Annotated in this window: 14 protein-coding genes; all 14 read right to left on the reverse strand. The window is 68.7% G+C overall.

Features of this window, described 5'->3' with window-relative positions:
• Positions 1 to 22: 22 nt before the first annotated feature.
• The 14 genes from ACX27O_RS18515 to ACX27O_RS18580 are packed head-to-tail and all read right to left on the reverse strand — an operon-like array spanning position 23 to position 14,548.
• Positions 23 to 1,210, reverse strand: coding sequence for an ATP-grasp domain-containing protein (locus ACX27O_RS18515; protein WP_210864562.1), 1,188 nt, complete (start codon positions 1,208 to 1,210; stop codon positions 23 to 25).
• Positions 1,203 to 2,426: an ATP-grasp domain-containing protein gene (locus ACX27O_RS18520; RefSeq protein ID WP_358127232.1), complete on the reverse strand. Its 1,224-nt coding sequence runs from the start codon at positions 2,424 to 2,426 to the stop codon at positions 1,203 to 1,205. Before ACX27O_RS18520 ends, ACX27O_RS18515 begins: the two co-directional genes overlap by 8 nt.
• Positions 2,392 to 3,675 (reverse strand): MFS transporter, encoded by a 1,284-nt coding sequence (locus ACX27O_RS18525; RefSeq protein ID WP_210864560.1) that lies wholly within the window; start codon positions 3,673 to 3,675, stop codon positions 2,392 to 2,394. Before ACX27O_RS18525 ends, ACX27O_RS18520 begins: the two co-directional genes overlap by 35 nt.
• Entirely contained in the window at positions 3,672 to 5,093 is a 1,422-nt protein-coding gene (locus tag ACX27O_RS18530; protein WP_458939811.1) for a S8 family serine peptidase, read from the reverse strand. Before ACX27O_RS18530 ends, ACX27O_RS18525 begins: the two co-directional genes overlap by 4 nt.
• A complete protein-coding gene (locus ACX27O_RS18535) occupies positions 5,083 to 6,624 on the reverse strand; it encodes an amino acid adenylation domain-containing protein (protein ID WP_358127238.1) in 1,542 nt (513 codons plus the stop codon). The genes ACX27O_RS18530 and ACX27O_RS18535 overlap by 11 nt, the downstream gene beginning before the upstream one ends.
• The gene (locus ACX27O_RS18540) at positions 6,621 to 7,193 is read right to left on the reverse strand and encodes an RBBP9/YdeN family alpha/beta hydrolase (protein ID WP_210859953.1); all 573 of its coding nucleotides are present in this window, start codon (positions 7,191 to 7,193) and stop codon (positions 6,621 to 6,623) included. Before ACX27O_RS18540 ends, ACX27O_RS18535 begins: the two co-directional genes overlap by 4 nt.
• On the reverse strand, positions 7,186 to 7,470 hold the full coding sequence (locus ACX27O_RS18545) for an acyl carrier protein (protein WP_358127241.1): 285 nt from the start codon (positions 7,468 to 7,470) through the stop codon (positions 7,186 to 7,188). Before ACX27O_RS18545 ends, ACX27O_RS18540 begins: the two co-directional genes overlap by 8 nt.
• 1 nt (position 7,471) lies before the next feature.
• Positions 7,472 to 8,992, reverse strand: a complete 1,521-nt coding sequence (locus ACX27O_RS18550) for a coproporphyrinogen-III oxidase family protein (protein WP_036411167.1) — start codon at positions 8,990 to 8,992, stop codon at positions 7,472 to 7,474.
• 18 nt (positions 8,993 to 9,010) lie between these two features.
• Positions 9,011 to 9,301, reverse strand: coding sequence for a 4Fe-4S dicluster domain-containing protein (locus ACX27O_RS18555; RefSeq protein WP_030330895.1), 291 nt, complete (start codon positions 9,299 to 9,301; stop codon positions 9,011 to 9,013).
• 34 nt (positions 9,302 to 9,335) lie between these two features.
• Positions 9,336 to 10,430 (reverse strand): aminotransferase class IV, encoded by a 1,095-nt coding sequence (locus ACX27O_RS18560; RefSeq protein WP_458939812.1) that lies wholly within the window; start codon positions 10,428 to 10,430, stop codon positions 9,336 to 9,338.
• A 2-nt stretch (positions 10,431 to 10,432) separates the two neighbouring features.
• A complete protein-coding gene (locus tag ACX27O_RS18565) occupies positions 10,433 to 11,650 on the reverse strand; it encodes an ATP-grasp domain-containing protein (protein ID WP_458939813.1) in 1,218 nt (405 codons plus the stop codon).
• Positions 11,644 to 12,219, reverse strand: a complete 576-nt coding sequence (locus ACX27O_RS18570) for a hypothetical protein (protein WP_458939814.1) — start codon at positions 12,217 to 12,219, stop codon at positions 11,644 to 11,646. Before ACX27O_RS18570 ends, ACX27O_RS18565 begins: the two co-directional genes overlap by 7 nt.
• Positions 12,220 to 12,231: 12 nt before the next feature.
• A complete protein-coding gene (locus tag ACX27O_RS18575; RefSeq protein WP_358127252.1) occupies positions 12,232 to 13,350 on the reverse strand; it encodes a branched-chain amino acid aminotransferase in 1,119 nt (372 codons plus the stop codon).
• Entirely contained in the window at positions 13,343 to 14,548 is a 1,206-nt protein-coding gene (locus ACX27O_RS18580; protein WP_030330886.1) for a DUF6421 family protein, read from the reverse strand. The genes ACX27O_RS18575 and ACX27O_RS18580 overlap by 8 nt, the downstream gene beginning before the upstream one ends.
• Between the last annotated feature and the right edge of the window lie 231 nt (positions 14,549 to 14,779).

Below are 14,779 nucleotides of genomic sequence, written 5' to 3' on the forward strand. Positions count from 1 at the left end.
GGTTCGGGCTAGCCGTCACGGTTCAGGCGGGGCGGGTGACGATGGTCAGCGTCCTGCGGACGAATTCCAGTGCTTCGTCGCGGAGCGCCGGGGTTTCGGCCGAGACGATGAGGTAGCCGGCGCGTTCCGCGCTCCAGGTGGCCGCCGGCACGACGTCGCCGGGATTCTTCCACCAGCCGCACGCGACGAAGGCCGGGTGTGCCTCGATCTCGGCCATGCCCCGCATCTCGACCAGGATGCCGGGTGGCGCGATGGGGAGATAGCTCGCCGCGTACGCGACGGGGCCCGACGGTGGTTCGGGCAGGGGCATCGCCATGGCGAGCCGGACGACCATCTCGAACCAGTCCAGGCCGTAGGTGAGGCTGAGCAGATCCATGAGGTAGTCGCCGGGGGTCCGGACGGCGATCTCCATCAGGGTCGGCCCGTCGGCGGCGAGCCGGAACTCGAGGTGCACGATGCCCGTACGCATGCCGAGGGCGCTCACCACCGCGGTGCAGAACTCCGTCACCTCGGCGGCGGCCTCGTGGTCGAGCTGGACGCCGGTGCGATGCGCTATCTCGACGAAGTGGGGCGGCTCGGCGGTCTCCTTGGCGGTGAGGTTGGCCAGCCACACCTTCCCCTCGCTGATCAGCGCCTCCCAGCTGTATTCCGGGCCGTCCACAGCCGTCTCCACCAGGAGCGGACCCTCGTCGTTCCGGCGTGCCACAGCGTCCTGGAAGGCGTCCAGGCTGTCGACCAGTTCCACTCCCTCGCTTCCCGCGGCGGACAGTGGCTTCACGACGACCGGCAGGCGGGCGGTGGCCCAGTCGCGCGCCGATTCCAGGTCGCCGGTCATCAGATACTCCGGTTGGCGGATGCCCGCCGCGGCGAACAGCCCCCGTTGCAGAGCCTTGTTGCGGGAGACGGTCGCGGCGTGCAGGGACGGGCCGGGAACGCCGAGCCGGTCCTGCAGCAGGGCCGCGCCGAGCACGTTGTTCTCGGTGAACGCCACCACTCCCGCCGGCCGGCGGTCTGCCGCGGCCGCCCAGGCCCCTTCGGCCCACTGCTCGTCGTGGTTACCGGGGGCAACCCGGATGTGGTCGACGAGCCCGCCCGTGTCGGCGGCTCGGGCCGCGCCTTCCACGGCTGCCACCCGCAGACCCAGCCGTCGCGCGGCGGCGAGGTACGGCCTGCCCATGAAACCGACCCCGACCAGCAGCAGCTCAGACATTGTTGTCCGCCTTGCCGGCGGCCGTGACCTTGACCGAGGCGAAGATGTCCCGCAGGAACTGTTCGAGCACCGCCGTGGGTGCCGGGCCGACGATACCGGCGACGGGTACGTCGTACTCGGCGTAGCTCAGCGCCTGACTGACCGGCTCGTCCTCGGTGCGCTGCACCCAGCGCCAGGTCAGCGGGCTGCGCCGGAACTCGTCCGCGCCGTCGACGGTGCAGAACCTCGCGCCCAGGGTGTGACCGGGGACGATGAACCAGCCGTACCGGGCGTCCGGGCCGGAGTCGTGCGCCTCGGGGGCGGAGGCGCCGGGCGTCGAGAGGGCCCGCAGTTGCACCGACGGCATGTGCACGCCGGTCGCCAGCTCGAAGGTGTCGGCCACGCCGGCCCCGCCGAACCTGCTGGCCACCTCGAGGAAGACCAGGCCGTCGGGCGTCTCGATGCCTTCGAGGTGGAACAGGCTCGTGGTGATGCCGACGGCCTGTAGGCAGGCGGTGGTCCACTCCACGACGGCCGGCGGGGTGTCCGTCTGCACCGAACCGAGCGGGTTGCCCTCGGCGTACCCGAGGCAGGTGCCGACGTACCGGCTGGCCTGCAGCGTGACCGGGGTGCCGTCGACGGCCAACCCGTCGACGTGGATGATCGGGCCGCTGACGAATTCCTCGATCTCGAAGCCGCTCGGGTCCGCGTCGGAGGGCAGGCCGTCACGGCGTACCGTTTCGAGGGCGGATGCGGCGGTGTCGAATACGCGTACGCCCTGGCTGGAGGCGCCGTCGAGCGGCTTGAGCACCGTCTGGCCCGACCACCCGATGTCGGCTCCGGCGAGGGCCGAGGCCAGCGGGAGATAGCGCGGCACACGCAGACCCGCCCGGGCGGCGGCGGCCTTCATCATGACCTTGTCCCGGACGGGAAGCACGTCGGCCTCGCGTGGGCCGGGCACGTCGAGGGCCTCCCGGATGCGCGCCGCGGCGATCAGGTCGAACTCGGACTGGGCGATGACCAGGTCGGGCTTCGGGTGGCCGGCGAGCGCCGCCACCACCTCGGTCTCCGTGGCGCCCGTTCCGGGCCGCTCGATCCGTGTGCCGGGCAGCCGTGCGGGCAGTGTCGCCATGCGCTCGGCCGTACCGATGAAGGTCACCTCGTGGGCTTCGAAGTCGAGGCCATCCGCGTAGCGGATGATGTCATCGGTGATTCGGTGCAGGATCAGGATGCGCATGCGGATACCTCAGTTGAAGGACCAGTGGGAGCAACAGAACGGCGACGAGAACGGACCCGAGCACCGCGCCGAGCAGTACGGCCTGCGGGCCGTGCGCGGTGGCGAAGACGGCGACGACGAAGCCCGAGACCGGCAGGGAGACCTGGTTCAGCAGGACGATGAGGCCGATCGTCTTGCCGAGGTGTTCGCGGGGGATGCGGCGGATCCGTTCGGCGCGGATGAAGACGTTCAGGATGCCGACGGTGCCGATCAGCAACGTGTAGCCGATGGCGAACTGCGTGAACGTGTTCGCCTGGCTGATCGTGAGCCCACCCAGGCAGATGATCACGAAGGTGCCCAGGATGGCGACCAGTGGGGTGATCCGCCGGGACAGTCGCGGGATGATGAAGAAGATCAGCAGGGAGAGCACGCCCTCGGCGAAGGACAGCACCCCGAAGTAGCGGTCGGGCTTGCCGAAGGTGCCGGTGGTGATGGCGGCGCTGGTCGCCATGCCGACGCCGACCATGAGGTTCACCATCATCGTCAGCCCGACGAGGCCCACGATCGCGGGGAGCTTGAACAGCGTGCGCGCACCCTCGGCCACTGAGGCCAGCACACCGCGCACCGTCGTGGGCTCGGTGTTGGTGACCGCACTGCGCAGGCTGCCGCGCAGGGTCAGGACGTTGATCGTGGTGAGCGCGAAGAGCACCCCGGTCACCAGCAGGAGATCGGTCGTTCCCAGCAGTGTGGCCAGCAGGACCGCGATGGCCGGCCCGAGCACTGTGCTCGCCTGCTCGGTGCCCTGGATGACGGACTGGGCGCGCACCATGTGCTCGGGGGGCACGAACCGGGGGAGAGTGGTCTCCATCGCGATGTACGCCTGGGCGCTGGCCAGGGACATGGACGCGGCGAGAATGCTGAGCGTCACCACCGTCGCGCCCGGCCAGGCCAGCACGGCGGCGAAGGCCCCCACGGCGAGCAGTGCCCGGACGCTGTCGGCGATCAGATAGAGCCGGTAGCCGTCGACCCGGTCGGCGAGCACCCCGGCAACGGGGACGAAGATGACCCTCGGCAGCCACTCGACCAGGAAGACGAGCCCGCTCGCGGCGACACTGCCGGTGGTCTTGAAGACCAGCAGCGGAATGGCGAACAACAGAAACTGGTCGGCCAGCGCGGCGACCCCCCGGCCCCCGACGAAGCGCACGATCTGGTGGGGCCGGATGTCAGTTGTCGGGGACTCCCTGGCGGGGGCACGCAATGGTCCATTCACGCAGAGCTCCCCCGTCTGTCCATCGAGGAGCGTAACAGCGGCCGATCAGCAGCGACAACCCCGTCCAATCGGTGTGCGGTGAGCAGACCGTGGCCGGTGGCCGGGTTCGGGCTCTGCGCACCGCACTCGTCCCCGGTGATGGAACGACCCCGGATGACCGGAACACAGTGGACGGCCAACGACTCGGCGGTGCACGGCAGACCCTGCTGAATCGCCAGTGCCACCACGCCGGCGGCGTACGCCGTGGCACCTGACGTGCCGCTCGACACCAGCCAGCCGTCATCCGCACCCGTGCCGTCGTACTTGCTGTTGCGGCGGTCGAACAGGCAACCGGGTTGGGTGGGGAAGAGGATGTAGTTGCCGTTGGGCAACATGCCGCACGGGCCGGACACGTCCGGCACGGCCCGTCCGGGAAAGACCGCCGACCGGTAGCTGGAGGCGAGATCGGCGGCCCGCAGCTCGCCGTCCGGGCCGACGTGCACGCCCCCGACGGTGATCGCACCAGGGGTGGCGACGGACTGGAACATCGCTGTCGGCCGGTCGGTCGAGCCGTTACCGGCGGCGAACAGCACTGTGCAGCCCCGCCGGATCGCGTTGGCCACCTCGAGATGCAGATGGGGTTCCGCGCGCAACGTCCCCCAGCTGCAGGAGATGACGTCAGGTTCGAGCTGCACCGCCCGCTGGAACGCGGCGACCGGAAACGAGAAGCCCTCGGTGGCCATCTTGACCATGGTGAGCGACACGTCGGGCGCCACCGCCAGCAGCAGGGCCGACATCGCGGTGCCGTGACCGCGTTCGTCGACCGCGGGATCGAGCTGCGCCAGTGCGGGGATGACCGAGGTCCGGTAGCCGTGCTGGCGGTGATGCGGGTGGTCGTAGAGGCCGGTGTCGACCATGACGACGCGGACGCCGTCGCCGCGGACACCGGCGGCGTGCAGCGCTTCGGCTCCGGCCACCCGCACCGCGTCGCCGGGAAGGCGGAGGTGGTGCCCGGTCCCGTGCACCACCGGCGGCGACGCGGTGGCGGTCAGCTCGAATCCGGAACGTGGCACCGAGACCGCACTGATGAGGTCGGTGCACACCCGGGAACGCAGTGGACCCCGCGCCACGAGTTCGTAGCGGGGGGAGTCGCGGATGTACTTGTTGCGGACCACGCCGACGGCGCTGCCGAAGACGTCCCCGAGCAGGCTCTGCTCGCCGCTGACGGTCAGGCCCACGTCGGTTCGGGCCTCGATCGCGAGGCCTTCCCGGAGCAGCGCCTCGGCGACCCGGTCGACGGTGGCCGGCGTGGGGAGGAACTCCTCGACACCGTGGCGCAGCAGCTCGGCGGGGTCGGTGAGGCTGCGCCCGCTCGCCGCCCGTGGGACAACTGTCAGCACACCCCGCCCGGTGAACGCGGCGATCTCGTCATCGATCATCGGAGGTCACCAGGTCGCGCAGGCGGGAGCGGTCGAGTTTGCCGGTCGGTGTCAGGCCGACGTCGCCCTCGTCGATCATGACGATCTTGGCCGGGACCATGTACGGCGGCAACACCCGCGCCAGCTCGGCCCTCAGGTCGGTTTCGGCGCCGATCCGGTCGGCGGCCAGGACGAAGAGCGTGATGGCCCGGCCGGCGACCCGGTGCTGGGTCACCACCGCGCAGCAGTCGACCACCCAGTCCACGGCCAGCGCCGCGGCTTCGACCTCGGAGGTGTGCACGAGGTTTCCGGCGATCTTCACGGCATCGTCGCGTCGGCCGACGAAGACGAGCTGACCGGCGCCGGTGCGCCGAACGAAGTCGCCCGACCGGTAGTACCGGATCTCGGGGGAGCCGCGTGTGATCAGCACCTGCTCGGTCCTCGCCCGCTCCTCGCAGTAACCCAGCATGACCTGCGGGCCGCCGATGAGCAGCTCACCCGTGTCGCCGTCGGGCACCGGTCGCAGGTCGTCGTCGACGATCAGGACGTCGACGGCGGGCAGCGGGGTCCCGATCGGCAGGTACTCGTCATCGTGGCCGGCGATGTCGTCGGTCACGTACAGGGTGGCGCTGTGCGTGGTCTCGGTCGGGCCGTAGCCGTGCACATAGGTCAGACCCGGAAGCTTCTTGTCCATCGCCCGCAGCAGCGAGGTCGGGCACGACTCGCCGCCGAACCACAGGCGGCGCAGGGAGCTCAGGTCGCGGCGGTCGATGTCGCTGAACCGCCCGAGCAGCATCCGGATGACCGAGGGCACCAGCAGCACGTCGGTGATGCCCCACTGCTCGCACGCCTGCGTGACCTGGCCGGCCATCGACAGCCGGGGCAGCAGGTGCACGCTGCCGCCGACCAGGAAGGTGGAGTACAGGTCGACAACGGACGCGTCGAAGAACAGCGGCGCCACGTTCAGGTATCGCATCCGTTCCGGAAAACCGACCACCTGCTGTACGCCCTCCAGCAGCGCGCACACACTGCGGTGGCTGATCATGACGCCCTTCGGACCGCCGGTCGATCCCGAGGTGAAGATGACGTACGCCTGGTCGTCCGGCGTCCTGTCCCCGTACGCCGACGGCCGGTAGTCGGCCTCAGCCGACACGTCCCAGGAGTCACCGGCGACCACCAGAGTGCCGGCCGCCGCCTCGGCGAGCAGCCCGAGATACCGCGGATGCGCCACCGTCACCGTCGGGCGGCACCTGGCGAACTGCACCGCGGTCCGGGCCGGCGGCAACGACTCGTCGACGGGGACGTACCGCGCGCCGAGTCGAAGCGCCGCCACCATGCAGACCACCGAGTCGATGGACTTGTCCATCACCATCGCGACGGTGCCGTGCCGCCCGACAAGGGGAGCCAGCAGGTCGGTCAGGGCCTGGACCCGCCGAGCCAGCGTCCGGTAGGACACCTGGACGCTGGTGGCCAGATCGACCACCGCCACGGCGTCGTCGTCGTGGCGGCGGTCGATGACCTCGTCGACGAAGCGGAGCGGGCCACCGGTCACCTGTCGACCATCTCGAGTTGCCGGCACACCGCCTCCAGCAGCTCCGGGAAGGTGTCCAGCTTCTGGTCGTACGACCCGAAGTGGCCCATCCCCTCCATCACCGTCAGCCGGCTGCCGGTCAGTCGGTGCAGCTCCCGGGCCACGTCGAGGGGGACCCACGGATCGTCCGTCGAGTGGAACTGGACGATGAAGCGTTGGTTCCGCTTGATCGCCGCCCAGTCCCACGGCTGGTCGAAGAATCCGCTGCGCCGTTCGAGTTCGAAGCCGCAGTCGGTGTGGTGCCCGGCCACCACGAAGGTGCCCAGCAGCGGCGCCGACTCCGCGTACCGCAGTGCGGTCAGTGCTCCCGACGAATGCCCGACGATGACCGTCTGGTCGTCCGGACGGATGACGTCGGTCAGGTAGGGCAGCCAGTACCGCATCCGACCCTTGATCGGATCGGGGAAGGTCTGGGCCACCACGTTGTGGCCCCGAGCCTCAAGCTCCCGTTTGAGGTACGGGAACCAGATGCCGTCGATGGTTGCTCCGGCGTTGCCGTGCACCAGGACGACCCGTACCCCATCAGACATAGGAGTCGTCGTTGAGCTGGTCCTCGAGCATGGTCGCGAGCGAGCCGAGGGTGGCGAAGTGCTCCACCGTCAGCAGCTCCGGTTCGAGTTCGATGTCGTAGTACGACTCGAAGGCCAGCGTCAGCTCGATCATCTGGGTGGAGTTCAACGAGAGCCCGCCGTTGAACAGGGGCGTGTTCGAGGTCAACTCGACGTCGTGGTTCGGGAAGACCTCGGCTGCGATCTTGCGCAGGTCGTCCTCGATGTCGACGCGGGTCTTCCGGTCGGTGCTCGTCACGTCAGCCCGCCTTCGGCGCGGTGCTGGAGTCGGCTGGCCGGGTCGCCAGCTTGGACTGCAGGAAGACCGGTGTGCGGGGGATGTTCATCTCGTCCTGGTGGAACGGGTTGCGCTTGTTCTTCAGGGAGAGGTACATGGTGCGCCGGGCCCGCGCCTTCTCCTCGTCGGAGTAGAACAGGAAGGCGATGTTGCCGGCGTTCTCCCGGCCGACCTCGGTGAGGGTGATGTCCTCGTCGGTCTCGATCGCGTACCCGCTCTCGACCATCCAGTTGATCTCCCGGCGGTACTTCTCCAGGTTGGCGACGTCCGCCTTGCGTACGGTGCCGAAGACCGGGAAGAACACCATCACCCGGTTCTCGACCTCGTCCTCACTGCAGATCCGGCCCTGCTCGATCGGGATGATGCCGTCCTCGACGTCCTTGATCCAGCGGTCCACGTTGGTGTGGTTGCGGTAGCTCCGCTCGCCCATGTAGTTCTCGGCGGCCGGGCCGATGCCCAGTGTGTAACTCGCCCGGTAGCCGTTGCCGCCGCAGGCGTGGTCCAGCCCGATCGGGCCGGTCTCGTCGAGGTGGGTGAAGAAGTTGATCAGGAGCTGCTTGTCGTACCCGTAGTCGGCCAGGCTCTCCTTGATTTGGCGGTACTGGACCCGCTCGATGCTGCCGGACGGCAGCACGTCGCTCACCTTGCCGGCCCGGATCTGCTTGTCGAGCCGGGTGCCCTCCCACTGGTTGAACCGGTACGTCTGCACGAAGCTGGGGCGCAGCTCGGCGCAGATGCCGTGGATGTCGGAGGCGAGGATCTCGTCGGTCTGACCGGCGAGGTTGTACATCAGGTCCAGCGCGAAGGTCCTGATCCCGGCTTTGCGGATGTTCTCCGCCGTCTGGTAGACCTGCTCGACGGTGGCCTTGATGGTCAGCTTGCGCCGGATCTCCTCGTTGAGCGTCTGCACGCCGAACGAGATGCGGGTGATCCCCAGGGACTTGAGCATCTCGATGTAGCCGTCCGTGGACAGGCCGAGCGGGCTGCCCTCCAACGAGATCCCGTCGACCTCGCTCAGGTCGAACTCGCGGTGCACGGCCTGGATGATGGTCGCCATCGACTCCTGGTCGAGCGCCGACGGCGTGCCCCCGCCGAACTGCACGTACTTGATCTTCGTGCCCTGGAAGTACGCCGAGCGGGCGTTGCGCTCGATCTCCTTCACCATGGCCTTGACGAACCGCACCCGCTGCTCGCCCTGGTACTTCGCCGAGGACTCCTTGAAGCAGGCGCAGAAGTTGCAGAACGCCTCGCAGAAGGGGATGTGGAAGTACAGCAGGATGTTCGTCTGCTGCGGGTGCGTCTGACGGTCGAGGAAGGAGAAGTATTCCGCCTTCTCCTGCTCGGTCCGCAGCGCGTCCTGGAAGCCGCAGATCTTCGGGTAGAACCAGGTGACGTTGGTCCGCTTCTCCGGGCTCTCGAAGTCGTCCTTGAGGTAGAAGTTCGAATCGAGACCGAGCATGAACGAGTTCTCGATGGTAGTCATGTCTGTCGATCCCATCCCTTATGAGGCGGACTTCTTGCTGACGGAATTGGCGTCGCTCTGGTAGATCACCGGGTACTGCTGGCTCATCTCACCGTTGATCAGGATCCACTCGAACTTGTCCTCGGGCAGCTCGACATCGGCCCAGATGGCTTCCGGCGGACATTCGGCAACGCAGGCGTTGCAGTCGATGCACTCCTCCGGATTGATGTAGAGCATCTCCGGGCCTTCGTGGAAGCAGTTGACCGGGCAGACGTCCACGCAGTCGGTGTACTTGCACCCGATGCACGCATCGGTGACGACGTAGGCCATGATCTAGATCTCCTGACGGGTTGCGCTGCCGTGGTCAGGCGTGGACAGTCGAAACTTCGGTGAGCCGGCGCATCCAGCCGAACCGGTCGATCACCTCGCCGCGGTGCAGGCCCCCGAGCACCTCTCGGAGGTGCGACGCCACGGCCACGCTGCCGGGCAGTCGGTATTCCTCCCCGCGATAGCCGAGGCCGTTGATGGACACGACGCCCTCGACCGTGCCGGTGCCGAAGCACTCGGTGATCCGGCCGTCGCTGATGCCCTGCAACACCTCCGCCAACGGAACCGGCCGTTCGACGACAACGGTCCCGGCATCACGGGACAGCTTGATGATCGAGTCGCGGATGATCCCCGGCCGTACGGTGCCGTCCAGCGACGGCGTGGTCAGGACGCCGTCGATGACGAAGAACGCGTTCATCGCGCCGACCTGTTGGACAGTGCGCTCCGGATCGCCGCCCACCCACAGCACGTGGTGATAGTCGTAGTTGGCGGCGATCTCCCGCGGGACCAGCCCCGGCCCGTAGTTACCGACGGCGTTGATGTCGCCCGTGCCGCCCGGCCACGCCCGCACGTAGTCGTCCACGACCATCGCCCGCACCGGCACGTCGCTGGGAGCCGGCCGGGTCAGCGGGCTCGCCACGATCGTGAACAGGCACTCCTCGGCCGGGGCGACCTCGAGTGACGAGCCGTTGCCGGCCAGGACGGAGTGCAGCAGCAGCGCCGACCCGGGCTGCGCCGGGATCCACGCCTCGTCCAGGTCCACGAGTCGGCGGATCGCGAGCCAGACGCGGTCGAAGTCGAGTTGCGGGAGCGCCATCCGCCGGGCCCCGTTGTTGAGCCGCTTGATGTGGCTGTCCGGGCGGTACACCGACACGGACCCGTCGGTCATCCGGTAGGCCGCGAGGTCGTCGAAGACCGCCTGTCCGTGGTTCAGGGCCGAGGACGTGGGCCGTACGGACGGCAGCGCGTCCCGGTCGGCGATGACCATGCCCTGCCAGGACCGCCGCTTGCTCCACCGCATCGAGTACGCGTGATCGGTCAGAACGCCGCCCGGGCGCGTCGGCGCGTCGGCCGCCGGCTTCGAACGGGGTGCGGTCGTCGCCTCGACGATCAGATCGTTGTCCTTGCTCACGATCAGCTGCCTTCCTTGTCGGATATATCGACCCGCACGTCGCGGAGCACGGCGCCGACCAGTTCCTCGACCCGGCCGGGATCGCCGACGAAATAGACCTGCGCGACCCGGTTGTGGAAGATGTCGTCGGGATCGAGCGCCGCGCCGCGCTCGGCCTCGAAGACGATCCGGTCGAACTCGTCGACATCGAGAAACGGCTCGATGCCGGACACACTGCCGGCGAAGGCGCCCGGCCGATCGGTGGTGACGAAGGCGACCCCGGCGCTCGCCGACGAGACCGGCTCGTCCAGGTAACGGCCGCCCCGCGCCGCCTCAGCCGTCGCCAGGTAGAGATCCACCCCAGGGCCCGCCATGATCAGTTCGGGGATGCAGTCGCCGGCCAACCGCGCACCCACCTCGATCAGCACCGGACGACCGTCCGCGGCGATGCGGGTCTCGATGTGGAACGGCCCGACGGTGATGTCGAAGGCGGCGACCACCTGCGCGGCGAACTCGTGCAGCAGCTGTCCGTGCGGTGAACTCCGTGGCGGCGTGGCGACGTGGCCCATCTCGAAGAACTGCGGCAGCGCGCTGACGAGTTTCGTGGTGATGCTGACGAGATGCAGCCCGGCCGCGTCCACCCAGCCCTCCAGAGAGAACTCGGGGCCCTCGACGTACTCCTCGACCAGGGCGACCCGCCGCGGATCGTGGTGGAACTTGACCTCGCCGTACCGGTGGATCTCCGCGCACGCGCGCTGGTATTCGTCCGCGTCCCGGACGAGGCGCACCATCAGGCTGCCGCCCCAGTCGGCCGGCTTGACGACCGCCGGGAACGCGAAGGGACATTCGCCCACATCGTCGGCCGGGACCGTGATCGATGCCGGGACGGCGATGCCGTGCTTGACGCAGCGCTCCCGCATCACGTCCTTCTGCCGGACGGCCTCGGCCGTATCCTGGCTCAGCGCCGGCAGCCCGAGGGCGCGGGCCAGCTCGGCCGCCGGGCCGACGGTGTACTCGAAGCCCGCGATGACGCCGGTCGGCGTCACCCCCAGCCGGCCGACGAGCGCCAGCAGAGCGGGGACGCCGTGGTCCGGATGCCAGTCGACGACGCGCGCGCCGGAGTGGACCTCCGCCGGCAGCAGATCGGGAAACTGCGTCGGGATCAGGCACGGGACACCGGCCGCCACCAGCCGGCTCGCCAGCTGGATCCCGGCCGAGAGCGGCTGGACGATTATCAACACGCGGCGCCGGCCTTCCCCACGTGCAGGGTGAACACCATCGGCACCGGACCGAAGTTCTCCAGCGTCCGCAGCCCCTGGGCCTGGGCCGCGCGGTCGGTGGTCACGCAGGCGTCGTAGTCGCCCGCGGCGCAGGCGGCGGCCGCCACCGAGTTGCTGCTCGCGTACGAGATCGTGCCCCGATTCGTCACCAGGCAGCTGGGGGCGGGATGGGTGACGATGGTGGTGACGAACTGCTGGCCCGGCCGCGCGGCGAGCACCATGTCGTACGTGTCCAGGATGAAGCTGTCGGCCATCGTGAGCCGATGGAGATTACCGAACACCAGGTCGTGCAGGCGCGGATAAACGGCACAGGCGAGGATCGCCTCGCTGCCGTCGAACGCCATGACGTCGAGGCCATCCTCGACCTCGGCGTGCAGGACCACCCGGCCCTGGCGCTGTCGGTCGGCGAACCAGCGGTGCGCGGCCTTCTCCAGGTTGGTGCCGGTCGGCCCGAGCGTGTGGATGGTGGTGACGTGCGGCAGTTCGGTTGAGCTGGAACCCGCTGTGGAACGGCCGTTGGCGTCAGGCATCCGCCATCTCCCTTACTGTCGGTCGGTCGAGCTGTGAACGGATGCAAGGTCTTTGCGTACGCTCCGCAGCCATCCGTGGGTGTCCGGGCGGCTGCCGTGCTGGATCTCCATGAGCGTGTGCCGCACCCGGGCGGTCACCACGCCTTCCTGCCCGTCCCCGATCGTCACGTCGTCGTCTCCGTCGGCGATCCGGCCGACCGCCACGACCACGGCGGCGGTCCCGCACGCGAACATCTCGACGAGTCGCCCGGACCGGGCGCCGGCCATGAGGGCGTCGATCGGGGTCGGTTCCTCGGTGACCGGAATGCCGAGCTCACCGGCGAGGGTGATGACGCAGTCGCGGGTCACGCCCCGCATGATCGTCCCCTGGCACGGCGGGGTGGTCAGCCGCACGCCGTGCCGCTCGTCGTCGTCGCGCCAGACGAAGAAGACGTTCATGCCGCTGAGCTCCTCGACCCAGCGGAACTCGAGGCCGTCGAGCCACAGCACCTCGTCGTAGCCGCGCGCCTGGGCTCGCTTGCGGGTCAGCAGGCTGGCGGCGTAGTTGCCGGAACACTTCGCCTCGCCCATCCCGCCGCGCACGGCGCGTACCGTGTCCGCCGAGGTCAGCACGGAGATCGGGGTGAAGGCCCGGCCGAAGCAGGGGTCGGCCGGATACGCCAGGAAGGTGCACCGGTAGCGCCGCGAGTCGCGGAGCCCGAGCTCGGCCTCGGTCGCGATCATCAACGGGCGCAGGTAGAGGCCCTGGCCCGGCTCCTCGGGAAGCCAGCCGTCGTCAACGGCGACGAGCTGAGCGCAGGCGTCCAGGAACAGGTCGGCCGGCATCTCGGCCATCGCCAGCCGACGCGCCGACCGGGCCAGCCTGCGGGCGTGGTCGGCGGGGCGGAACAACGCGGCGGAGCCGTCGGGCTGGCGGAACGCCTTCAGGCCCTCGAAGACGCTCTGTCCGTAGTGCAGCACGAGGGTGCCGGGATCCATGGTCATCGGGGCGTACGGCTCAACGGAGAGGTCGGACCAGCCGCGCTCGGCCGACCAGTCGACGACCGCGGTGTTGTCGGTGTGGAACCGGCAGAACCCGGGATCGCGAAGGGCAGCGGCACGGTCGGTGATGGTCAGGATCCCGTCAGACATGGACCTCACTGCCCCAGAGGCTCAGGGATGCCCGGGGGCCGCCGTACCTGTCCGCCTTGTTCTCCGGTTCCAGTAGCAATCTCTCGTACAGGAAATCGGTGACCTTCTCGCGATAGGACTCGTCGTCGGTGATCGCCTCGAATTCCTCGATCGTCCGGACGAGTTCCTTGGCCGACGCGACGATTTCCGCCTTGCCGGCCAGACTGCGCCGGCCGTCGTCGCCGATGGTGAACAGGCCGTGCTCGGCAAGCCAGGTGCCGAGGGCGAAGCCGGTCCCGGAGTCGAAGTTGCGCAACGGGCGTGGCTCGGCCGGGTAGCGGAAGAGCCTTTCCAGGATGATGTACTCGAAAATGATGTCGCCGTAGGGCACCGACTCCTCGTGGCAGGCGATCGCCGACTTCAGATCGACCTTGAGCTCCTCGGCGAGACCGGGGCGCCATTTCGTCTTCAACGCCAGGTGCTGATCCAGCGGACGGGGCCCGGTGTGGTGGTAGTAGTCGTGCAGGTAGCCCCAGACGCAGCGCGCCTGATAGACGTCCTCCGGGTCGACGTCGGCGGACGCCAGCACCTTCGTGTCGGCGAACGGGGAACCGACACCACAGAGCCGCGCCACGATTTCCAGCGTGCGGGCGTAGATGGTGGTGTGCCGGTTGAAGAAGAACCAGGCGAACGACTGATCCACTGTGGGACTGGCCGTCGGAATGTTCTCCGGGAAGAAGACGACGCAGTTTCCGTCGCGCAATCCTGGGGAGGCGGAAAGGAGTCGGGTCGATTGGAAAACCGCTTTGTCGTGCGGATAGCGCGACTGAAGTTCGGCGGTGCAGTCCGGGTCCTGGCGGACGACCGTGAACGCCTCGAGGAAGGCGCCGCGGGAGCCGTCGCCGTTGGGCAGGGTGACCGGTCCGACGAAGGCGGCGGCTTCTCCGTCCTCCGGCGCGGGAACGGTGTCACGGGTCGCGTCGAAGGCCGGCTTCGCCAGAAAGCCGGAGTCTGACCAGGCACGCAAGTCGTGGACCGTCGCCTCGATCTGACGCGTCGGCATCAGCGGAGCGAGCTGCTCGATGTCGCGGCAGAGCTGGTCGAGGTGCGCGAGGGCCTGATCGCCGTCGCCACGGATCTGGGCCGCGCGGATCAGGCCGGCGGCCGGCACTATGCGACGCTCGAATTCCAGGAGCTGAGAGAGCGTGCGTGGTTCCACAATATCCCCTCGGCAGCAGCATCGACGCCGTTACGGCGTCCCACCCCGTGATGCACCTCGAAGTATGCACGAAAGTTCCCCATCCCCGAGGAACCGCTTGATCGAAATCCTCTGGGGCTGATCCGGGTCCGTCAAACGACTCTCGCTATCTGGGATATCGACAGGAGTGACTAGAGGTATTGCCGGTCTTGATTGCCCCTTGTTTTGCCCGATTGCGAGGTAAATATCGGC

Source organism: Micromonospora sp. SD19 (assembly GCF_054462275.1).